Annotated in this window: 20 protein-coding genes and 7 tRNA genes; 15 read left to right on the top strand and 12 right to left on the bottom strand. The window is 74.7% G+C overall.

The features are described from left to right. Window positions 1-96 precede the first annotated feature (96 nt). The gene (locus ACZ7MY_RS20565; protein WP_499603879.1) at window positions 97-1,335 is read right to left on the bottom strand and encodes a serine/threonine-protein kinase; all 1,239 of its coding nucleotides are present in this window, start codon (window positions 1,333-1,335) and stop codon (window positions 97-99) included. 207 nt (window positions 1,336-1,542) lie between these two features. On the opposite strand from ACZ7MY_RS20565, the gene ACZ7MY_RS20560 reads away from it, so the two are divergent. The 4 genes from ACZ7MY_RS20560 to ACZ7MY_RS20545 all read left to right on the top strand — a co-directional run bounded on the left by ACZ7MY_RS20560 (window position 1,543) and on the right by ACZ7MY_RS20545 (window position 3,721). Further along, window positions 1,543-1,785, top strand: coding sequence for a DUF8836 family protein (locus tag ACZ7MY_RS20560; RefSeq protein ID WP_037733380.1), 243 nt, complete (start codon window positions 1,543-1,545; stop codon window positions 1,783-1,785). Window positions 1,786-2,049: 264 nt separating this feature from the next. Further along, window positions 2,050-2,253, top strand: coding sequence for a hypothetical protein (locus tag ACZ7MY_RS20555; protein ID WP_499603408.1), 204 nt, complete (start codon window positions 2,050-2,052; stop codon window positions 2,251-2,253). Window positions 2,254-2,445: 192 nt separating this feature from the next. Next, a complete protein-coding gene (locus ACZ7MY_RS20550; protein ID WP_499603407.1) occupies window positions 2,446-3,423 on the top strand; it encodes a phosphotransferase enzyme family protein in 978 nt (325 codons plus the stop codon). A 7-nt stretch (window positions 3,424-3,430) separates the two neighbouring features. After that, a complete protein-coding gene (locus ACZ7MY_RS20545; RefSeq protein WP_499603406.1) occupies window positions 3,431-3,721 on the top strand; it encodes a TFIIB-type zinc ribbon-containing protein in 291 nt (96 codons plus the stop codon). A gap of 41 nt (window positions 3,722-3,762) precedes the next feature. Here the strand turns inward: ACZ7MY_RS20545 and ACZ7MY_RS20540 are convergent. The 5 genes from ACZ7MY_RS20540 to ACZ7MY_RS20520 form a co-directional block, all read right to left on the bottom strand. Further along, a tRNA-Val gene (locus tag ACZ7MY_RS20540) sits at window positions 3,763-3,837 on the bottom strand. 29 nt (window positions 3,838-3,866) lie between these two features. Further along, window positions 3,867-3,938 (bottom strand) — tRNA-Val (locus tag ACZ7MY_RS20535). A gap of 46 nt (window positions 3,939-3,984) precedes the next feature. Then, window positions 3,985-4,056, bottom strand: a tRNA-Val gene (locus ACZ7MY_RS20530). 4 nt (window positions 4,057-4,060) lie between these two features. Further along, window positions 4,061-4,131: transfer RNA gene (locus ACZ7MY_RS20525), tRNA-Cys, on the bottom strand. 27 nt (window positions 4,132-4,158) lie between these two features. Beyond that, window positions 4,159-4,231, bottom strand: a tRNA-Gly gene (locus ACZ7MY_RS20520). A 202-nt stretch (window positions 4,232-4,433) separates the two neighbouring features. Between ACZ7MY_RS20520 and ACZ7MY_RS20515 the strand changes: the two genes are divergently transcribed. The 3 genes from ACZ7MY_RS20515 to ACZ7MY_RS20505 all read left to right on the top strand — a co-directional run bounded on the left by ACZ7MY_RS20515 (window position 4,434) and on the right by ACZ7MY_RS20505 (window position 7,246). After that, window positions 4,434-5,501 carry a chorismate-binding protein gene (locus tag ACZ7MY_RS20515; RefSeq protein WP_499603405.1) on the top strand — a complete coding sequence of 356 codons (1,068 nt, stop codon included), beginning with the start codon at window positions 4,434-4,436 and terminating at the stop codon, window positions 5,499-5,501. After that, window positions 5,488-6,351 (top strand): aminotransferase class IV, encoded by an 864-nt coding sequence (locus ACZ7MY_RS20510; RefSeq protein WP_499603404.1) that lies wholly within the window; start codon window positions 5,488-5,490, stop codon window positions 6,349-6,351. Before ACZ7MY_RS20515 ends, ACZ7MY_RS20510 begins: the two co-directional genes overlap by 14 nt. A 61-nt stretch (window positions 6,352-6,412) precedes the next feature. Further along, a complete protein-coding gene (locus ACZ7MY_RS20505) occupies window positions 6,413-7,246 on the top strand; it encodes a GNAT family N-acetyltransferase (RefSeq protein WP_499603403.1) in 834 nt (277 codons plus the stop codon). Window positions 7,247-7,411: 165 nt separating this feature from the next. Here ACZ7MY_RS20505 and ACZ7MY_RS20500 read toward each other — a convergent pair whose 3' ends face one another. Further along, window positions 7,412-7,918: a DsbA family protein gene (locus tag ACZ7MY_RS20500; protein WP_499603402.1), complete on the bottom strand. Its 507-nt coding sequence runs from the start codon at window positions 7,916-7,918 to the stop codon at window positions 7,412-7,414. A gap of 126 nt (window positions 7,919-8,044) precedes the next feature. On the opposite strand from ACZ7MY_RS20500, the gene ACZ7MY_RS20495 reads away from it, so the two are divergent. Continuing rightward, window positions 8,045-8,509 carry a hypothetical protein gene (locus ACZ7MY_RS20495; RefSeq protein ID WP_499603401.1) on the top strand — a complete coding sequence of 155 codons (465 nt, stop codon included), beginning with the start codon at window positions 8,045-8,047 and terminating at the stop codon, window positions 8,507-8,509. 143 nt (window positions 8,510-8,652) lie between these two features. After that, on the top strand, window positions 8,653-8,787 hold the full coding sequence (locus ACZ7MY_RS20490; RefSeq protein ID WP_499603399.1) for a hypothetical protein: 135 nt from the start codon (window positions 8,653-8,655) through the stop codon (window positions 8,785-8,787). On the opposite strand, the gene ACZ7MY_RS20485 is transcribed toward ACZ7MY_RS20490, so the two are convergent. Both ACZ7MY_RS20485 and ACZ7MY_RS20480 read right to left on the bottom strand, forming a co-directional pair. Further along, the gene (locus ACZ7MY_RS20485; protein ID WP_499603398.1) at window positions 8,766-9,350 is read right to left on the bottom strand and encodes a CGNR zinc finger domain-containing protein; all 585 of its coding nucleotides are present in this window, start codon (window positions 9,348-9,350) and stop codon (window positions 8,766-8,768) included. The two genes, ACZ7MY_RS20490 and ACZ7MY_RS20485, sit on opposite strands and share 22 nt — an antisense overlap. A gap of 156 nt (window positions 9,351-9,506) precedes the next feature. Continuing rightward, window positions 9,507-9,920, bottom strand: coding sequence for an SsgA family sporulation/cell division regulator (locus ACZ7MY_RS20480; protein ID WP_003959770.1), 414 nt, complete (start codon window positions 9,918-9,920; stop codon window positions 9,507-9,509). Between the two features lie 190 nt (window positions 9,921-10,110). Between ACZ7MY_RS20480 and ACZ7MY_RS20475 the strand changes: the two genes are divergently transcribed. Beyond that, the gene (locus tag ACZ7MY_RS20475) at window positions 10,111-10,584 is read left to right on the top strand and encodes a TIGR02611 family protein (protein ID WP_499603397.1); all 474 of its coding nucleotides are present in this window, start codon (window positions 10,111-10,113) and stop codon (window positions 10,582-10,584) included. A 49-nt stretch (window positions 10,585-10,633) separates the two neighbouring features. Next, a tRNA-Val gene (locus tag ACZ7MY_RS20470) sits at window positions 10,634-10,705 on the top strand. A 379-nt stretch (window positions 10,706-11,084) separates the two neighbouring features. On the opposite strand, the gene ACZ7MY_RS20465 is transcribed toward ACZ7MY_RS20470, so the two are convergent. Together ACZ7MY_RS20465 and ACZ7MY_RS20460 are read right to left on the bottom strand one after the other, a co-directional pair. Beyond that, the gene (locus tag ACZ7MY_RS20465; RefSeq protein WP_499603396.1) at window positions 11,085-11,837 is read right to left on the bottom strand and encodes an HAD family hydrolase; all 753 of its coding nucleotides are present in this window, start codon (window positions 11,835-11,837) and stop codon (window positions 11,085-11,087) included. A 54-nt stretch (window positions 11,838-11,891) separates the two neighbouring features. After that, entirely contained in the window at window positions 11,892-14,255 is a 2,364-nt protein-coding gene (locus tag ACZ7MY_RS20460; protein ID WP_499603395.1) for an SCO7613 C-terminal domain-containing membrane protein, read from the bottom strand. Window positions 14,256-14,335: 80 nt separating this feature from the next. Between ACZ7MY_RS20460 and ACZ7MY_RS20455 the strand changes: the two genes are divergently transcribed. Then, window positions 14,336-14,812, top strand: coding sequence for an SRPBCC family protein (locus ACZ7MY_RS20455; RefSeq protein WP_499603394.1), 477 nt, complete (start codon window positions 14,336-14,338; stop codon window positions 14,810-14,812). 37 nt (window positions 14,813-14,849) lie between these two features. Then, window positions 14,850-14,921 (top strand) — tRNA-Val (locus ACZ7MY_RS20450). Window positions 14,922-14,982: 61 nt separating this feature from the next. On the opposite strand, the gene ACZ7MY_RS20445 is transcribed toward ACZ7MY_RS20450, so the two are convergent. Continuing rightward, on the bottom strand, window positions 14,983-15,723 hold the full coding sequence (locus ACZ7MY_RS20445) for an exonuclease domain-containing protein (RefSeq protein WP_499603392.1): 741 nt from the start codon (window positions 15,721-15,723) through the stop codon (window positions 14,983-14,985). Window positions 15,724-15,895: 172 nt separating this feature from the next. On the opposite strand from ACZ7MY_RS20445, the gene ACZ7MY_RS20440 reads away from it, so the two are divergent. Together ACZ7MY_RS20440 and ACZ7MY_RS20435 are read left to right on the top strand one after the other, a co-directional pair. Next, a complete protein-coding gene (locus tag ACZ7MY_RS20440; protein WP_499603391.1) occupies window positions 15,896-16,462 on the top strand; it encodes a DUF4365 domain-containing protein in 567 nt (188 codons plus the stop codon). After that, window positions 16,462-17,652: a hypothetical protein gene (locus tag ACZ7MY_RS20435; protein WP_499603390.1), complete on the top strand. Its 1,191-nt coding sequence runs from the start codon at window positions 16,462-16,464 to the stop codon at window positions 17,650-17,652. The genes ACZ7MY_RS20440 and ACZ7MY_RS20435 overlap by 1 nt, the downstream gene beginning before the upstream one ends. Window positions 17,653-17,772: the final 120 nt, after the last annotated feature.

The raw sequence follows: 17,772 nt of genomic DNA, 5'->3' as shown, positions 1-17,772 counted from the left end.
CAACGGGACAGCCCGGCGCAGCCGCCCGCAGGCGCAAACAACCCGCACCCAACAACCGGCCGCAACCACAACCCCCCGCCCCCACGCGGAGCCCCGCTACGGCACGTGCGGCACGCTCGCCCCGCCCCCCGGCCCCGGCAACAACCCGATCCCCCGGCTGGGCCCCTGGCACCCCTGCGCCGCGGCGATGCCGAGCGCGACGAGGAGCGTCACGGTGACGAAGACGATGAGCCGCTGCCGCAACAGCCTCCGGTCGGCGCCCGGTCGGCGGCCCGCGGGAGTGCGGGGGGCCGGGGTGCGCCCCGAGGGCGTCCGGGCCGGGGTACGGGGCGCGGCGGGCGTCCGCGGGGAGGCCGGGGCGCGCGGCGGGGGCGCCGCCGGCGTGCCCGTCGCCGTCCGCCGCTCGGTCTGCTGCTCCGCGTACGCCTGCGCCCGCGGCCCCGTCGGCCGCTCAGGACGCGGACCGGACGCCTTGGGCACGATGTCGCGCCGGCCGGTCACCGCGCCCAGGCCGCGCGCCTCCCGGGCGGCGATCTCGGCCAGCCGCTCGGAGAGTTGGACGGTGCTGGGCCGCTGCTCCGGGTCCTTGGCGAGGCACGCGTACACCAGCGGGGCCAGTGAGTCCGGCACCCCGGTGAGGTCCGGCTCCTCGTGGACGACCCGGTAGAGCATGACCTCGGAACTGCCCTGCCCGAAGGGCGAGTCGCCCATCGCCGCGTACGCCAGCGTCGCACCGAAGGCGAAGACGTCGGTGGCCGGGGTGACCGCCGCCCCGCGCACCTGCTCCGGCGCGAGGAAGCCGGGGGAGCCGACGGCGGTGCCCACGTGGGTGAGGGTGCTCGCGCCGGTGGACCAGGCGATGCCGAAGTCGATGATCCGCGGGCCCTTGGGCGACAGCAGGATGTTGGAGGGCTTCAGGTCGCGGTGGACGACCCCGGCCTCGTGGACGGCGACCAGTCCCTCCGCCAGGGCGGCGCCGATGGTGGCGGTCTCCGCCGCCGGGAGCATGCCGTCCCGTGCGACCTTGTCGTGCAGCGAGGGCCCGGGCACGTACTGCGTGGCGAACCACGGGCGGTCCGCCTCCAGGTCGGCGGCGACCAGCCGGGCCGTGCAGCCGCCGCGGATGCGTCTCGCGGCGGACACCTCGCGGGCGAAGCGGGAGCGGAACTCCTGGTCCTCGGCCAGTTCGGGGCGGATGACCTTCAGCGCGACCCGCTGGCCGCGCTTGTCGGCGCCCAGGTAGACGACGCCCATGCCGCCCGCGCCCAGCCGGCGGTGCAGCCGGAACGAGCCGACGACACGCGGGTCCTCGCGCCGGAGCCGCATCATCGCCATGTCGTCCATCCCCGCTGCCTGCCTGGCCAGTCTGACCCCGACAGCTTACGGACTGACCGACCGTCGCGCCGCGAGGCCGCGCCCGCGCGGGGCGGCGGATTGTCAGTGCCGGATGGGATCCTTGAAGAGTGGGGAAGCTTCCGGGCGCTGACGGCCCGGAATTTCGTCATGCCGTCAACAGTCCGTCGGGCAAGGGGGATTGACGCCATGAAGGGTGATCGAGTGGAGATAGTCGTCGACGCCGGCGACACGACAAGGACGTACGAAGTGGTCGCCACCAGGGCGGGCCGCAGGGTCGAGACCGCGGTCCGCCGAGGGGTGGTGGAAGTGAGCGAAGTCACCCGGTCCGGCTCCGTGGTGCGCACCGCGCGCTTCATGGCCACCCGGGTCCTCGCCCTGGTCGAACAGCCCATGCCGACCGGCGACGCGGAGGACGAGGAGCGGGCCTGACGGGTCCCGGCCGCAGCCGCCCGGGGGATCCCCTCGGGGATGTCCCGGGGGTGCGGCCGGATCCCTCCACCCAGGGGAGTACGCGGCCGGTCCCCGAGTCATCCTCGGGGAGGCCAGGGAAGCGGTACGAGGGCATGACGACCGTTGCCCTCCCCGCGCCTAGTGTTGAGGTCAAGCGGCGGGCGGAGCACTCGTCCCCCGAGGTCAAACGCCCGCCGCCCCGACAACTGTGCATGATCACGGACCACGACCCGGGAGAGGGCCATGGCGAACACGGTGAGCCGTACGGTGCGGCCGACGCGCGGCCGCAGGATCGCCGCCTTCGGCATACGCCCGTCGGGCACCCGGCATCCGCTGGTGGCGGTGGCGATGGTGCTGCCGCTCGCGGTGCTGCTCGCGGTGGCCTTCGGCGGCTGGGACGCGGTGGTCACACAGGCGTCGTCCGTAGCCGGTCTGATGGGGCGCTGACAGACGCCCCGCGGCCCCGGATGAGCGGTCCGGGTCCGTGAGGACCGGTGAACAACCCCGTGGGGACGGGGGTACGGCGGACGGCACGAATGCCCGGGTACCTGTGGCGGTACCCGGGCATCGCACCCGGCATTGCCAGTGGGCGGCGCGCTGCCGCACAGTGGGCCGGTGACACGGGCGGTGGGGGAGGAAGTGAGCAGCAGCGGAGCACCGCTGACGCACGCCCTGGGGGCGGTCGCGGCAGCGGCCTCGCGTGTGCCCGGCCAGGTGGGTTCCGACGTCCTCGCCGAACGGCCCGACGTCACCGTCGTCCGCGGTGGCCGGCTCGTCGCCAAGGCGCACGCCCCGGGCACCGATCCCGGGGAACTCGCCCTGCGGCTGCGGGTGGCCGCCGATCCGCTGCTGCACGATGTCCTGCTGGCCCCGGCGCCGCTGCCCGACCACGGGGGCGCGCTGAGCACCGTGCTCCTGGGCCGCACCGTGAGCCTGTGGCCCCTCGGCGAGCCCGTCGCCCACGACGACCCGGACTCCGCGCCCTGGGCCGAGGCCGGCGCGCTCCTGGCCCGGCTGCACACGGTGCCGCCGGCCCGGTTGCCCGGCCCGCTGCCGTGGATGCGCGGCCCGGTCAGGGCGGCCCGTGCGGTCGCCAGGATGCTCGCGGCGGGCCCCGGCGACCCGGCGGTGCTGGCCGCCTGGCAGGGCCTGCCGCCCTGGGCCCGCGGCGAGGCCCCGCAGCCCCGGCAGGTGCTGTGCCACGGCGACCTGCACATGGGCCAACTGGTGCGCCACCCGGCCCCCGACGGCCCCTGGTGCCTGATAGACGTGGACGACCTCGGGCTCGGCGAGCCCGCCTGGGACCTGGCCCGGCCCGCGATGTGGTTCGCCGCCGGGCTGCTCGACCCCGCCGACTGGGGCCGCTTCCTCGGCGCGTACCGCGCCGGCGGCGGCCCCGCCGTCCCCGCGGACGGCGACCCGTGGCCGCATCTCGACGTGGCGGCACGGGCGTTGGCCGTACAGACCGCGGCGACAGCCGTCGCCAAGGCCGCGCAGGAGGGCCGCGTGCTCGACGGGACGGAACAGTCCGTCCTCGACACGTGCCGCCGAATCGCGGAAGTAAAGTGCAGTTCTACGCCGGGGGACGACCCCCGGCCGGCGCGAACGAGGAGATGAGCCGACGATGCTCTGTCCCAAGTGTCATGGCCCGATGCAGACGTTCACCCGCAGCGGCGTCCAGATCGAGCAGTGCGGCAACTGCCGGGGGATCTTCCTGGACTACGGGGAGCTCGAGGCGCTGACCCGCATGGAGGGGCAGTACGCCCAGCCCGCCCCGCCGCCCGCGGGCTACCCGCAGGCGTACCCGCAGCAGCACGCCGCACCGGCCTGGGGTGCCCCGCACGGCGGCCACCACGGCGGTCACCACGGCCACCACAAGCAACAGAGCTGGGCCCACATGCTCTTCTCGTCGTGAAACGACCGAGGGCCGGAGCGAACGCTCCGGCCCTCGGGTGCTGGTGGACGATACTGGGATTGAACCAGTGACCTCTTCCGTGTCAGGGAAGCGCTCTCCCGCTGAGCTAATCGTCCTCGGTACTGCGGGTGGTGCTGGTGCAACGTGCGCGATACTGGGATTGAACCAGTGACCTCTTCCGTGTCAGGGAAGCGCTCTCCCGCTGAGCTAATCGCGCTCGGGCCCCCGTGCCGAAGCGCTGGGGAAGGCCCTTCCGGGCCCAGTGGACGATACTGGGATTGAACCAGTGACCTCTTCCGTGTCAGGGAAGCGCTCTCCCGCTGAGCTAATCGTCCTCAGAGGTGGAGACGGGATTTGAACCCGTGTAGACGGCTTTGCAGGCCGTTGCCTCGCCTCTCGGCCACTCCACCAGCGCGGGGGCGGTGACCCCCACTTCGAGCGGACGACGAGATTCGAACTCGCGACCCTCACCTTGGCAAGGTGATGCTCTACCAACTGAGCCACGTCCGCAGCGTCTCCCCCGGAGCTCGCACCCGGGCGGGACCTCCGCCGGTGCGCTTCCGCGTCCCGGCGACGAGTTGAACTCTAGCGGATTACGGCTCCGCCACCAAAACGCGTTTGCGCAGCGTGCCGGGTCGGTGACCAGCGCATCTGGTCCGTCGCCGCCGACTTAGACTCGCACTCGCCCCTCCGGACCGACCTGGGAAGCCCCGTGCCCGACCTCGAGCCCCTCGCCAGATTCGGCGGCCTCGTCGCCTCCGACCTGCGGGATGTCACCACCGACCCGGCCGCGCTGGACTCCTCCGGCTTCTGGGCCGTCGTCGCCGGATTCGAGGGCGGTACGGTCTGCGCGCGCTTCGGGAACGTGCGGCGGGAACCCGCCGCGGCGCCGCCCCGCCGGCTCTGGAAGGGCCCCGCGCGTGGCGACTGGACGTCCTCGCTGGACCGCGCCGGGTACACCGCCGGAGTGCGCCGGGTCCGCGAGTACATCGCGGCGGGCGAGGTCTACCAGGCCAACCTCTGCCGGGTGCTCACCGCGCCCCTGCCCGACCCGGACGCCGACATCGACGCCCTCTCCGCCGTCCTCGCCCGCGGCAACCCCGCCCCGCACGCCGGGACGGTCCGGCTGCCCGCGCACGGCATAGAGGTGGCCAGCGCGTCCCCCGAACTCTTCCTGCGCCGCCGGGGCGAGGTGGTCGAGTCCGGTCCGATCAAGGGCACCGGCCGCACCGAGGCCGACCTGCTGCCCAAGGACCACGCCGAGAACGTCATGATCGTCGACCTGGTCCGCAACGACCTCGGGCAGGTCTGCGCCACCGGCACCGTGACCGTCCCCGAGCTCTGCGTCGTGGAGAAGCACCCCGGTCTCGTCCACCTCGTCTCCACGGTGCGCGGCGAACTGCGCGAGGGCGTCGGGTGGGCCGCGCTGCTGGACGCGGCGTTCCCGCCGGGCTCCGTCACCGGCGCGCCCAAGTCCAGCGCCCTGCGCGTCATCGCCGAACTGGAGACCGCCCCCCGCGGTCCCTACTGCGGCGGCATCGGCTGGGTCGACGCCGACCGCGGTACCGGCGAGCTCGCCGTGGGCATCCGCACCTTCTGGATCGACCGCGCCGCCCCCGGCGGCCCCGTGCTGCGCTTCGGCACGGGCGCCGGGATCACCTGGGGCTCCGACCCGGAGCGGGAGTGGGGCGAGACGGAACTGAAGGCATCCCGGCTGCTGGCGGTAGCGTCGGGTACGTACGACTCGAACGAAGGCGAACGGAACCATGGGGCAGAGTGACACCGTGAGCACGACCACCGCCGGCGCGATCTGGGTCAACGGCGCGCTGCGCGAGACCGACGAGGCGTCCGTGTCCGTCATGGACCACGGCCTGACCGTCGGGGACGGCGTCTTCGAGACGCTCAAGGCCACCGGGGGCAGTGCCTTCGCGGTGGACCGGCACCTGCGCCGGCTGGCCCGCTCCGCGCGCGGACTCGGCCTGCCCGAGCCCGACCTGGACGAGGTGCGGCACGCCTGCGAGGCGGTCCTCGCCGCGAACCCGGTGGCCCACGGCCGGCTCCGCGTCACCTATACCGGGGGCACCTCGCCGCTCGGCTCCGAACGCGGCACCACCGGCCCCACCCTGGTCGTCGCCCTCGGCGCCGCGACCGTCCGCCCGGACACGACGGCCGTCGTCACCGTCCCCTGGACCCGCAACGAGAAGGGTGCGCTCGCCGGGCTGAAGACCACCTCGTACGGGGAGAACGTCGTCGCGCTGGCCCGCGCCCACCAGCACGGCGCCTCCGAGGCGCTGTTCGCCAACACGCAGGGACGCCTCTGCGAGGGCACCGGCTCCAACGTCTTCGTCGTGCTCGGCGGCACGCTCCTCACCCCGCCGCTCGCCTCCGGGTGCCTCGCCGGGATCACCCGCGAACTGGTCGTGGAGTGGGCCGGCGCCGAGGAGGCCGACCTGCCGTTCGAGGTGCTCGCCGAGGCGGAGGAGATCTTCGTGACCTCCTCGCTGCGCGACGTCCAGGGCGTCCACCGGGTCGACGACCGCGAACTGGCCACCGGGGCCCGTCCCGGCCCGGTCACGGCCAAGGCCATGCGCGTCTTCGCGGAGCGCTCGGCGGAGCACCCCAACCCCTGAGCGTGGGCCCGCGTGGCCGAACCCGTGACGTGACCGCGGCGACCCGGTAGAACTCCACACCATGACCACCACCCTGCGCCCGGCCGAGCCCGAGCAGCGCTGGCGCGGCGGAGCACGCGCCCGCCGTTTCCACGTCTGCGTCAACGGGCGGCCGGTGGGGGAGACCACCCTGTCCACCGACGCCCGGTTCGGGCCCGCCGCCGGGCGCATCGTCGCGTTGCGCGTCGACCACGAACAGCAACGCCGCGGCCGCGGCACGGTCGCGGCGCTCGCCGCGGAGGAGGTCCTGCGCGGCTGGGGCTGCCGCCGCATCGAGGTCTCGGTGCGGACGCAGGACACGGCCGCGCTCCGGCTCGCGGGCGTGCTCGGCTACGTCGTCCGCAACCGCACCATGCTCAAGGCGCTGCCCGACGCGCCGCCGGCGCTGCCGGAGGGCAGTGTCGTGCGGCCCATGACCGAGGCGGAGTACCCGGGGTGGGCGGCCCGCAAGCGGGACGAGTACGTACGGTCCTGGACGCGGCACGGTGTGCCGCAGACGGAGGCCCTCGCCAAGGCCGACGCGGACGACCGGGCCGCCCTCCCCGAGGGAGTCGCGACGCCGGGCGCGGTGCTGAGGGTGCTGGAGGCCGGCGGGACCGGGGAGGCGGTCGGCGACCTGTGGGTGGGGCGCAGGGACGAGGACACGGGGTTCGTCCTCCACGTGCACGTCGCCGAGGCGCACCGCCGCCGGGGCCACGGGCGCACCCTCATGCTCGCCGCCGAGCGGGAGTGCGTGGCCGCGGGCCTGGAGTGGCTGGGGCTGAACGTCTTCGCCGGGAACGAGGCGGCGCAGGCGCTCTACGGGGCGCTGGGGTACGCGGTGACGGAGGTGCACCTGGCGAAGCCGCTGCTCTGAGCGGCGGTGGGTGTGGCTGCGGCGCGTTGTCGCGTGCGGGTGCGCCGCGCCTTCGGGCGGGCATCCTCCACCCCCCTCCGGTGCGGTCGGCGCTGCCCCACGTCATGCGGCACAGGCCCGCACCCCCTCCGGCCCTCCGGCGGCCGGACGAGGCGCGCGGGACGGTCAGCGCCCCAGGGCGGCGTCCGCGAGGGATTCGATGCGGGCGCGGAGGCCCTCCTGCGACGTGCCGCCGTCGAGGCGTTCGCCGGAGATGACGTAGGTGGGGGTGCCGGTGACGCCGATGGCCTTGCCCTCGGCGTGGTCGGCGTCGACGACGAGGAGGTGCCGTCCGTCGACGAGCGCCGTGTCGACCTCCTCCGCGTCGAGCCCCAACCCGGCCGCGATCTCGACCAGCAGCGCCTCGCCCCGCTCGCCCAGGTCCTCGGTGCGGGCGAGGACCGCCTCGGCGTACTCCCAGCCGCGGCCCTGGGCGAAGGCCTCCTCCGCGGCCTGGGCGGCGGCGTAGGCGTGCTTGTGCTTCTCCAGGGGGAAGTGCCGCAGCTGGATCTCCAGGGCGTCGCCGTAGCGCTCGCGCAGGGCGTGCAGATCGGTGAGCGCGGTGGCGCAGTCGGGGCACTGGAGTTCGCACCAGTACTCGAGGACGACGGTGCGGGGAGTCGCTTCGTTCATGGGGTCAGTCTCCCACCGGGGGAGGAGCCGTCCCGGAGATCACCCTGAGGTTGCCGCCGGGCCGTGGCCCGCCGGCGGGGAACGGGTGCACGATGGAGCGAGCAGACCCTTTCGGAGGAGCTCCGCATGCTGACCTCGACCGTGTGTGTCGCGCTGTCCGCGGCGGGCCTGGCGATCGCCCTGCTCACCGCGTACCGGCGCAGGTTCCGCAGGGCGACGATGATCGCGGCGGTGGCGCTGCTGCCCGTCGGCCTGTACATGACGGGCCTGGTCTCGCTGGCCGGGACCGTCGTCCGGGCCGTCGCCGACTGGGCCGTGGACCTGGTGTTCAAGCCCTCGGTGTGGGCGGGCTTCGGCGTGCTCGCCCTGTCGGTGGTGCTGTACGTCCTCGCGCGGGTCGCCGGGCGCCGCAAGGGCGTCGCGGAGCCGAAGGCGGGCCGGTCGGTCACGCCGGGTGCGGGGGCCGGTGCGGGGGCGGGGGCGCCCGCTCTGGCGCACGGGAAGAAACCGGTCCCGAAGACGGCGAAGACCGATCCCGACCTGGCCGAATTCGGTGAGATCGAGGAGATCCTCAAGCGCAGGGGCATCTGAGCGGCGTGTTGGTGGCAGGGGGTGGCGACGTTGCGTCATCATCGCCGTGGCGGACCTCAACTACCGCCCCCTGAGCGGGATTTGGCATGTCCGGGGGCGTACGGTTGTGCGAGTTCGCGTCCCTCCCAGCACACCGTAAGGCCATGGAAGCCGAAGCAGACGACGACGAGCCCCGCGGTTGCCTGTTCGCGCTCTCCCAGCCGCCGCTGATGCTGTTCCTGACCGTGATCGGCGGTCTGCTCGCCCTGGGCGGGATCTACGACCTCTGGCCGTTCTGAGCCGGCACGGCGACGGCCTCCCGGCGGCGCGCCCGGTACGCGGCGACGTGGAGCCGGTTGCCGCAGGTGCGGCTGTCGCAGTAGCGGCGCGAGCGGTTCCGTGACAGGTCGACGAAGGCGCGCCGGCAGTCCGGGGCGTCGCAGCGGCGCAGCCGCTCCCGCTCCCCGGCCACGAGGAGGAAGGCCAGGGCCATCCCGCAGTCGGCGGCCAGGTGCTCGGCGAGGGAGGCGCCCGGGGCGAAGTAGTGCACGTGCCAGTCGTAGCCGTCGTGGTCGGTCAGCCGGGGCGTGGTGCCGGCCTCGGCGACGAGCGAGTTGATCAGTGCCGCGGCCTCGGGCGTGCCGGGCGCGGAGAAGACCTGGGCGAAGAGCTGCCGGACGGCGCGTACCGCGACGAGGTCGTCCTCGTCGAGCGTTCCCACCTCGCTGACCTCGTTGCGCTCCACGAAGGCGCGCAGCGCCGCGAGGTCGGCCAGACCCTCGCGCCCGTCACTCTCCGGAGTGGTGTTGATGAGATCCACCACGCAGTCGAGTGCGCACCTGGTGTCATGGTTGATCAGCACGGGATCGCTCTCTCCCTGGCCTGGTGGGTCGGGCGTTCCGGTGACTGTAGCGCGAGAGCCGTCGTCGTGGAGCGTGCTGCTCCCCGACGACGGCTCCGGCAGGTCGGGTCCGCGCCGTACCCCCGAGATGCGTACGGCGACGGACGGTCGGTGGACTCAGCTCTCGGCGAGGATGTGCGAGAGCTCGGTGTCCAGGTCGAAATGGCGGTGTTCGGTGCCGGGGGGCACCGCGGCGTCGGTCCGCTTGAGGAACGACTCCAGGGCCCGCGCCGGGGCCTCGAGCAGCGCCTCCCCCTCCGGAGAGCTGAGGGCGATGCACACGACGCCCTGGCCGTGACTGCGGGACGGCCAGACCCGGACGTCGCCGGTGCCGGTGGGCCGGTGCAGACCTTCGGCGAGCAGGTCGCGGGCGAACACCCATTCGACTGTCTCCTCGGCACCGGTGTGGAAGGTGGCGTGCACGGCGTAGGGATCGGCCGTGTCGTACCGCAAGCCCGCGGGTACGGGCAGTGACGATTCGCTCGACACAACGAGGCGCAGGTGCAGCTCGCAGCTGACCGTGGTGTTCATAAGCGCCAGGGCCTTTCGCTCAGTGTGCGCTCGGGGATTCGCACGTCGGCGAAATCGACATGCCACCTGCGGGGACGTTGTAAACCCCTCTGACGGGTTTGTGAGGGTTCCGGTACCTCGTCCGGCCGAGTTCTTTTCCTCCCCGGCGAGCCATTCCGGTGACGAGGTGGCTTCGGGTAAGTTTGGGAACATGACTGCGGAGAGTGACGAGCGGGAGGTGGCTGTGGCCATGGATCCCGCGGCCGTCGACAACGGGGACGGCGGGGACACGGAGCCCGAGGGCTCCGAGCGCCCGCTGGGGTCGAGGGCGCCGCGTTTCATCCGGCGCTCCCGCGCACTGCACGTGAGCTGGCAGGTCGGGGTCTTCCTGGTGGGTCTGGCGATCGTCGGGGCGGGCGTCGTCCTGCTCCCGCTGCCGGGGCCCGGCTGGGTGGTGATCTTCGCCGGCATGGCGGTCTGGGCGACCGAGTTCGTCTGGGCCCAGCTGGTCCTGCGCTGGACGAAGCGGAAGGTGACGGAGGCGGCACAGAAGGCGCTCGACCCGAAGGTGCGGCGGCGGAACGTGACGCTGACCGTCATCGGGCTGGTGATCATCGGTGTGCTGCTGGGGTACTACGTGTGGCGCTTCGGCTTCGTGATGCCCTGGAAGGCCGACCTGCACTGAAGGTGGTCGGGGGCACCCGCTGACATGCGGTAATGTTGTCCCCGCACCGGGGCGATTAGCTCAGCGGGAGAGCACTTCGTTCACACCGAAGGGGTCACTGGTTCGATCCCAGTATCGCCCACCCCGACCGAGGGCCCGGAAGCCGGCAACGGCTTCCGGGCCCTCGTCGTGTGTGCGCCGGCGAGCACTCGGCGACGCCCCGGGCCGCCGCGGACCGTCCCGCCGGGGAAGCGGCGGCGTCGTGTGCGCGGACCGGCCTTCCGCGGCCTCCGCTCGGGCCGCGCCGGAGCCGCGGGCCCGAGGCCGGCGCCGGGGAGCGGCCCGCGACCTGACCGGCCGTTACGTTCCGTCGCCGCAGCGGGAATTCGTCACCGCCGACGCGTTCTTCCTCTTTCCCGTGGCGCAATTCATGCGCAATCTCCCCCGGAATTGGGACGAGGCCGCGCGCCTCCGCATCTTCTGGAGCTTTGCGCTCCCTTTGTGCCGGACCGCGAACGATTTCAGCGGACCCCTGCGGTTTCCGAACGGGTCCGGCGCAGGCCGCAGGACGCGAGCACGAGGTGCAGGCGCTCCTCGGTGGCCTCGGCGAGGGGCGGGAGCAGCAGCGTCGCGATGCCCGCCTCGACCGCCGCACCGTCGTAGGCGGAACGGTCCCCGACCATCAGCGCCTCTCCCGGGTCCGCCCCGATCCCGTCCAACGCCAACCGGAAGAGGGCGGGATCGGGCTTGCAGACACCGTGCTCGAAGGACAGCACGAACCGGTCGACACAGCCGTCGAGGCCGGCCTCCACGAACCAGGGCCGGATGTCGAAGTGGACGTCGCTGACCACGGCCACCCGCACCCCGGCGGCCCTCAGGGTCGCGAGCGTCCGCTCCACGTCCGCCGCGAACAGACCGACGTCCGGCCGCGCGAGCTCGTCGTACAGGGCGTCCCTCAGGGGCTCGTCGACACCCGCGGCCGAGGCCCATCGCGCGAACCCGGCGCGGTACGCCGCCACGGACGCGTCCGCGCCGGTCATCGCCCGCGCCACCTCCGGCCGCCCGATCGCCGCGGCGAGTGCCGCGCTGATCCGGCCGACCTCGGCCGGCGAGGTGTCCCGGGCGAGGCGCCGCAACGCCCCTTCGATCCACGACCCGCCCTTGGGAGCGGCGTGTTCGGGGCCCCACTTGGGGACGATGAGCGTTCCCACCCAGTCCAGGAGGACGGCCTTGAAGGCGGGCGTGTCTTCCCTGGGGCGCGCGTGTCCGGTCACGGCGGCCGTTGTACCAGTGCGTCACGCACGCGACCACGCCCCCTCGCGCGATGACTACCGCAGGCGTCCCAGCGCGTCGCGGACGCGGCGTACGTCGCGCAGACGCCGTTCGTACGTCGCGCCGACCGCCAGCAGGAGGACGCCGGCCAGGGCGAGCGGCACCCAGCGGGGGACCGTGCCGAGGGCCTGGGCGACGTAGGGCGCCAGTTCGTGCAGCGCGTCGAGCGCGAGCACGCCCGCCCCCAGCAGGAGCGGCGCCGCCAGCCGGTGCCGTGCGCCGAGGAACAGGACGGCGAGGGAGGCCGCGCCCAGGGCGAGGGGGCGGACCCAGCCGGGGTCGCCCCAGGCGGCGGCGAGACTCGGGAGGAGGGTCGCCGCGAGGCCCGGGGCGTAGGCGGTCCAGGACGAGGACGCGGGGTCGCGGCGCCGCCGCAGGAAGCCGACGGCCAGGGCGGCGGCGGTGACGGGCAGCGTGTACGCCTCCGGGGCCCCGACGTCGGACGCGGCGAGCCGCACCCAACTGGCCGCGATCATCAGGCAGGTCGCGACGTACCCGAGCCGGCGCCGGTCGGCCCGCAGCGCGGCGACGGCCGCGGTGAGGACGCCCGCGAGGGCGAGGGACAGGGCGAGGGTCCCGGGGTCGTCGGCGGTGAGGGCGATCCCCAGGAGGGCGGCGGCGTGGCCGGGGTGCTCGAAGGGGCGGCCGGGGGCGCGAAGGGCGGCGGCCTGGGCGGCCGCGGCGACCGCGAGGAGGGTGAACGCGGCTGCGTGGACGGGCAGTCCGGTCCAGGCGAGGCCCGCCGCGCAGGCGACCACGGCCGGCGCGGTCACCACCCGGGTGCTCGACGCCACGGCGTACAGCGCGCCGAAGCAGAGCAGCAGTACGGCGAGGACCGTGAGGGTCGTCGTGCGCTCCGGGTGGGCCCAGGCGACGGCTGTCGCGGCGAGCCCGCAGGCGCCGGCCAGGGCGGTCCAGGTGAGCGCCCGCGCCGACAGGGCGAGCAGCGCGGCCACGACGACGAGGCGTACGGGCAACGGCGCGGGCGCGCACACGGCGACCGCGGCCGAAACCAGGGCGCCGGAGGCGGCGAGCGGGGCGTACGGGGTGCCGCGGTGCAGCCGTGCCGCCGCGGCCAGTTCGGCGGCGAGCAGGCCGGTCACCGCGACGGCGCTGTACGGCCCCTCCCACGCGTCCGGGGTCAGCACGCCCACGGTCAGCGGGGGCAGCGCCCACAGCAGCGCCAGGGCGTGCACCGCGGCGGCACCGGCGGCGAGACCCGCGGCCACCGGGCGGAGCCGGGCCGGGACGGCGAAGGCGGCGACGCCCAGGACGACCGCCGCGCACAGCAGGTACCCCGGCACGATCCAGTCGGCGGTCACGGCGGTCCGCACGACCCCGCCGGCCGCGCCGACGACCGAGAGCGCCGCGACCCCGGACAGTATCCCGCAGACGGCGGTGGGCACGGCCGGGCGCAGGGCGACGGCGAGCGCCACCGCCGCGGCGCCCAGCAGCAGCGCGCCGGCCCGCAGTGCCGCGCCGCCGTCGCCTGCGGAGACGGAGAGCCCGCCCGCGGTGAGCAGTCCGGCCGTACCGGCGGCCGTGCCGGCGACGGCGGCGGTGATCCGCGTGCCGCGCCCGCCGGCCAGGAGGGCGCCGGCCGCGTCCAGCGCGGCCGTGACGAGCAGGGCCGCGGCGATCCCGTACGCCGACCCCGTCGCCGACGCCCATAGCACCAGGGGGAGTTGACCTGTCGTCACGGCGAGGGGCACCGGCAGCACGAGCCGCCCGAGCGCCTTCCCGTACCCGGCCCAGAGCGCGCCGACGACGGCCAGCGACACCGCCGTGTAGCGCAGTGCGTCGGCGCCGTCGAAGGCCACGCGGTGCAGCGCGTACGCGTCGAGCAGCAGCAGGACGAGGCCGAGGCAGGCGACCACCTCGGCCGTCGCCGTCATGGCGCGGCGCAGCAGCAGCGCGGGGACGCCCGTCGCCGCGAGCGTCAGGGCGCCCAGGACGGCGGCGCGGCCGCCGATGCCGAGCCGGCCCCAGCTGATGACGGTGAACGCGACCGCGGCGACCGCCAGCAGCACGCCCCCGAGGGCGAGCAGCAGGTTCTGCACCGCGCGCGGCGAGGTCTCGCGCCGCGCCGGCGCACCCCACGGCGTCCCCGCCCCCGCCCCCGCGCCCCACGGCGCCGGGAGGTACGGCGGCCGCAGCCGCGCCAGCAACTGCCCGCGCCGCAAAAGGAGACGGCCGCGTTCGGCGTCCAGCCGCAGGAGCGCGCGGTCGGTCTCGCGCAGTTCCTCCGCGACCGGCCCGGTCAGGGGCAGCGCGCAGCGCGGGCAGGCGGGCGGTGCGGTCGCGGGCAGGTAGGCGCCGCACGCGGGGCAGCGGTCGTGCGGCGGGGGCATCGTCTCCATGGCTCGGAGTGTGGCGCGGCGCACATGACCGGGCATGCGCGCTGGTACTCAGATCCCCGCTGAGTACGCACACTGGCCTCATGGACTGGAGCCGTTACCGCTTCCGCAGTCTGTGGCGGATCGCCGCCCCGCCCGAGGCCGTGTACGGCCTCCTGGAGCGCCCGCACGAGTACCCGGCCTGGTGGCCGCAGGTCCGCGAGGTGCGGCAGACCGGCGAGACCGCCGGCACCCTGCGCTTCCGCTCGGTCCTGCCGTACGACCTGTTCGTCACCGCGCACCAGACCCGCCGCGACCCGCGGGCCCGGGTCCTGGAGGTGGCGATGTACGGGGACCTGGAGGGGTGGGTGCGCTGGACGGTCGGCACGGACGGCGCGGGCGGCGGCACCCGGCTCCTCTTCGAGGAGGACGTGGTCGTCAACAAGCCGCTGATGCGGCGGCTGGCCGTGCCGTGCCGGCCGTTGTTCCGGGCCAACCACGCCCTGATGATGCGGCAGGGCCGGCGCGGCCTGGCCGCTCGGCTGCGCGCGGAGGGCGCACCCGGCGGGCAAGCCGTTTGAACGCAGCCGCCCGCGCCCTGTATTGTTCAGTCGTCCCGGGCGATTAGCTCAGCGGGAGAGCACTTCGTTCACACCGAAGGGGTCACTGGTTCGATCCCAGTATCGCCCACCCTCACGAAGGGGCCGGTCCGTCAGGACCGGCCCCTTCGTCGTGCGCGGCTGGGCCAGGCCTAGGCCGCCGGTTCCTGCGGGGCCCGTACCGGCGACGGCCGCAGCGGCCAGGCCGGGTCGACCCGGTCGTCGGTGCCGCTGCGGGCGAACCACGCCTGCAGCCCCCGGGCCTGGCCCGCGTGCCAGAGGGCCTGCCGGGCGTGCAGTTCGGCGGGTGGCACCTCGCCTATCCGCGCGGAGAAGCGGTGCCCCAGCACCCGTACGAGGGCGAGCGCCGCGAGGGCGTCCGCGGCGGCGTCGTGGGCGTCGGTGAGCGTCACGCCGTAGTGGGCGCACAGGTCGGTCAGGGTGCGGCGGCCCTTGCGGTAGCGGTCGAGGTGCTTGTCCAGGACCCGGGGGTCGAGGACGCGCAGCGGGCCGCGGACCAGGTAGGCGTCGAGCGCCATGCCGCGGTGGCGCCTCAACTCCCGGTCGAGCAGCGTCAGGTCGAAGGGCGCGTTCATCACCACCAGCGGCACGCCGGCCGCGGCCTGGTCGGCCAGCGCGCGTGCCAGTTCCTCCACCACCGGGCCGGGACGGCGTCCGTTGGCCCGCAGGTAGTCGTCGTCCAGCCCGTGCACCGCGCGGGCCCCTTCGGGCACCGGGACCCCCGGGTCCACCAGCCAGCGGGTCGTCCTGGCCGGTGTGCCGGGGGCGTCCTCGACCACCAACGCGGCCGAGACGACCCGGTCGTGCTCCACGTCGACCCCCGTGGTCTCCGTGTCGAAGGCGGCCAGCGGGCCGTCGTACCAGTGCGGCATGGCGCACCTCCCGTGCGGATCGCAGGATGTGGGCGGCCGGCGGCCCCCCTCACGGTACGTACCCGTGACCGCACGTCACCGAACCGCAACGGTTTGCGACTTGTCGCTGGTGGGGATGAAGAAGTCAACGGGGATCACCAGGATTCCCGGGCCCGGAAAGGCACGGAGAGCGATGGCGCTCGAGCAGCCCGGCCCGGGTGGGCTGCTGTCCGAGCGGAACGCACCGCTGCGCGGCGGACTCGCCACCACCAGCTGCATGGAAACCCTCCAGGTGGGATACCTGCACGCGGTGGCGGCAGCCGCCGGCTGCTCGCTCGCCCAGCCCTTCCCGGACAACGGCATCGACTGGCACATAAGCCACAGTTCGCACGGTCACGACGTCGACGACGAGGTAACGATCAAGGTGCAGCTCAAGTGCACCTACCAGGTGGCCCCGCGGCCCCCCGGACCGACCTTCGCCTTCACGCTCGAGAACGAGCACCTGGTGAAGCTGGCCCGGAACCCGGTCTCGGTGCACAAGATCCTCGTGGTGATGCTCGTGCCGCGCACCCAGGAGGAGTGGCTGCGCGCCGGCCACGACCGGCTGGAACTGCGGCACTGCTGTTACTGGACGAACCTGGCCGGCCAGGCGGTGACCGGCCGGCGCAAGACCACCGTGCGGATACCCACCGCGCGGATCTTCGACGACCGGGCCCTGTGCGAGATCATGACGCGGGTCGGGGCGGGAGGGAGGCCCTGATGAGCCGGACGGCCGACGACGCACTCGTCCCGCCCGACCCCGAGCGCGTCGACCCCGGCGTCCTCGTCGCGCTGCTCGTCCGCCACGGCTGGCGACGGCGCGGCGGCGCCCCGGGCCGCTACACACGCTGGACGCCGCCCCCCGGCGAGCGGGGATCCGCCGCCCGTACGAGCCTGCTGGTGCCCGAACGGCGCACCTCGGGCGCCCGCTACGCCGACCACGCCGAGCTGCTGGGCGAGGCCCTGGACGCCCTCGCCCGCTGCGGCGAGCCGTCGGCGCGCGAGGTGCTGACCGCGCTCGCCGTCCCGGGCGACGAGGTCCGCTGGCACCGCGAGCCGCCGCCGGCCGCGGGCGCGGCCGTGCCGTGGACGGCGGCGGAGCAACTGCGGGCCGCCGCCCGCGCCATGCTGATGTCCGCCGCCCGCGCCGAACGCGACCGCTTCGGCTACTTCGGCGCGCGCCACACCGGGCACGCCGACGCCTTCCTGGAGCGGGTGCTGGTCGGTGACGCGCCGGGGCACCAGCTCACCGCGTACGCGCCGGTCCCCGACGGCCGGGCCACCGTGACCACGCTGCTGCGCGCCCTGCAGGCCACCCGGGACGCCGTGGACTACCAGCGGACGACCGGCGGCATGGAGGCGTTCGACGCCGCCGTCGGCCTCGGCGTCTGCCACGAACTGGCCGACTCCCTGATCCGGATGGTGCGCGGCACGGAGGGCGTGGCGGTCACCCTCGCCTGGTCACCGTCGGCCGGGCCGCCCGCGGGGTTCGCGACCGTGCCGGAGCCGGTCGAGTTCTCCCCTGGCGACCTCCCCGCGCTGGAGGCCGCCAGTGACCGTTACGTGCGCGAGGAACCCTCGGTCGACGTACGCGTCACCGGCACCGTCAGCCGGCTCCGGCGGCCGCGGCCCTCCGGGGGCGGCACCATCCGGCTGCGCGTCCTGGCCGGCGCCGACGTCCGCCACATCCGCGTCCGGCTGCCCGAGGAGGGCTACCGCATCGCCGCCCAGGCACACCTGGTGGGGCTGCCCGTCCGGCTCTCCGGGCGGCTGGAGCGGCGGACGGGGTTCCGCCACCTCACCCACCCGTCCGCGCCGGCCCCCGTCCACGTCGACGAGGCCGACCGCGACCGGCTGCTGAAGGCACTGCACGGCGGCGTCGACACCTTCGAGGACTCCTTCGGCGGCTGACCGGGGCGCCCACGGACGGCGGCCGCGCCGCCGGGTGCCATCGCTTCGCGGGGCACCCGCGCGGCTCGGTAGGATTCAGCGGTGCAGCTTTCCGCTGCCGGGCCCAGTGGGACATACGTC

It is taken from the genome of Streptomyces sp. NPDC111520 (assembly GCF_055635295.1).
This window is presented reverse-complemented; position numbering and strand designations above follow the sequence as displayed.

Excerpts from the sequence above, each read along its gene's own strand:
- ACZ7MY_RS20565 (WP_499603879.1), bottom strand. The coding sequence starts at position 1,335 with ATGGCGATGATGCGGCTCCGGCGCGAGGACCCGCGTGTCGTCGGCTCG.
- ACZ7MY_RS20560 (WP_037733380.1), top strand. The coding sequence starts at position 1,543 with ATGAAGGGTGATCGAGTGGAGATAGTCGTCGACGCCGGCGACACGACA.
- ACZ7MY_RS20555 (WP_499603408.1), top strand. The coding sequence starts at position 2,050 with ATGGCGAACACGGTGAGCCGTACGGTGCGGCCGACGCGCGGCCGCAGG.
- ACZ7MY_RS20545 (WP_499603406.1), top strand. The coding sequence starts at position 3,431 with ATGCTCTGTCCCAAGTGTCATGGCCCGATGCAGACGTTCACCCGCAGC.
- ACZ7MY_RS20510 (WP_499603404.1), top strand. The coding sequence starts at position 5,488 with ATGGGGCAGAGTGACACCGTGAGCACGACCACCGCCGGCGCGATCTGG.
- ACZ7MY_RS20505 (WP_499603403.1), top strand. The coding sequence starts at position 6,413 with ATGACCACCACCCTGCGCCCGGCCGAGCCCGAGCAGCGCTGGCGCGGC.
- ACZ7MY_RS20500 (WP_499603402.1), bottom strand. The coding sequence starts at position 7,918 with ATGAACGAAGCGACTCCCCGCACCGTCGTCCTCGAGTACTGGTGCGAA.
- ACZ7MY_RS20495 (WP_499603401.1), top strand. The coding sequence starts at position 8,045 with ATGCTGACCTCGACCGTGTGTGTCGCGCTGTCCGCGGCGGGCCTGGCG.
- ACZ7MY_RS20490 (WP_499603399.1), top strand. The coding sequence starts at position 8,653 with ATGGAAGCCGAAGCAGACGACGACGAGCCCCGCGGTTGCCTGTTCGCG.
- ACZ7MY_RS20480 (WP_003959770.1), bottom strand. The coding sequence starts at position 9,920 with ATGAACACCACGGTCAGCTGCGAGCTGCACCTGCGCCTCGTTGTGTCG.
- ACZ7MY_RS20475 (WP_499603397.1), top strand. The coding sequence starts at position 10,111 with ATGACTGCGGAGAGTGACGAGCGGGAGGTGGCTGTGGCCATGGATCCC.
- ACZ7MY_RS20460 (WP_499603395.1), bottom strand. The coding sequence starts at position 14,255 with ATGGAGACGATGCCCCCGCCGCACGACCGCTGCCCCGCGTGCGGCGCC.
- ACZ7MY_RS20455 (WP_499603394.1), top strand. The coding sequence starts at position 14,336 with ATGGACTGGAGCCGTTACCGCTTCCGCAGTCTGTGGCGGATCGCCGCC.
- ACZ7MY_RS20445 (WP_499603392.1), bottom strand. The coding sequence starts at position 15,723 with ATGCCGCACTGGTACGACGGCCCGCTGGCCGCCTTCGACACGGAGACC.
- ACZ7MY_RS20440 (WP_499603391.1), top strand. The coding sequence starts at position 15,896 with ATGGCGCTCGAGCAGCCCGGCCCGGGTGGGCTGCTGTCCGAGCGGAAC.
- ACZ7MY_RS20435 (WP_499603390.1), top strand. The coding sequence starts at position 16,462 with ATGAGCCGGACGGCCGACGACGCACTCGTCCCGCCCGACCCCGAGCGC.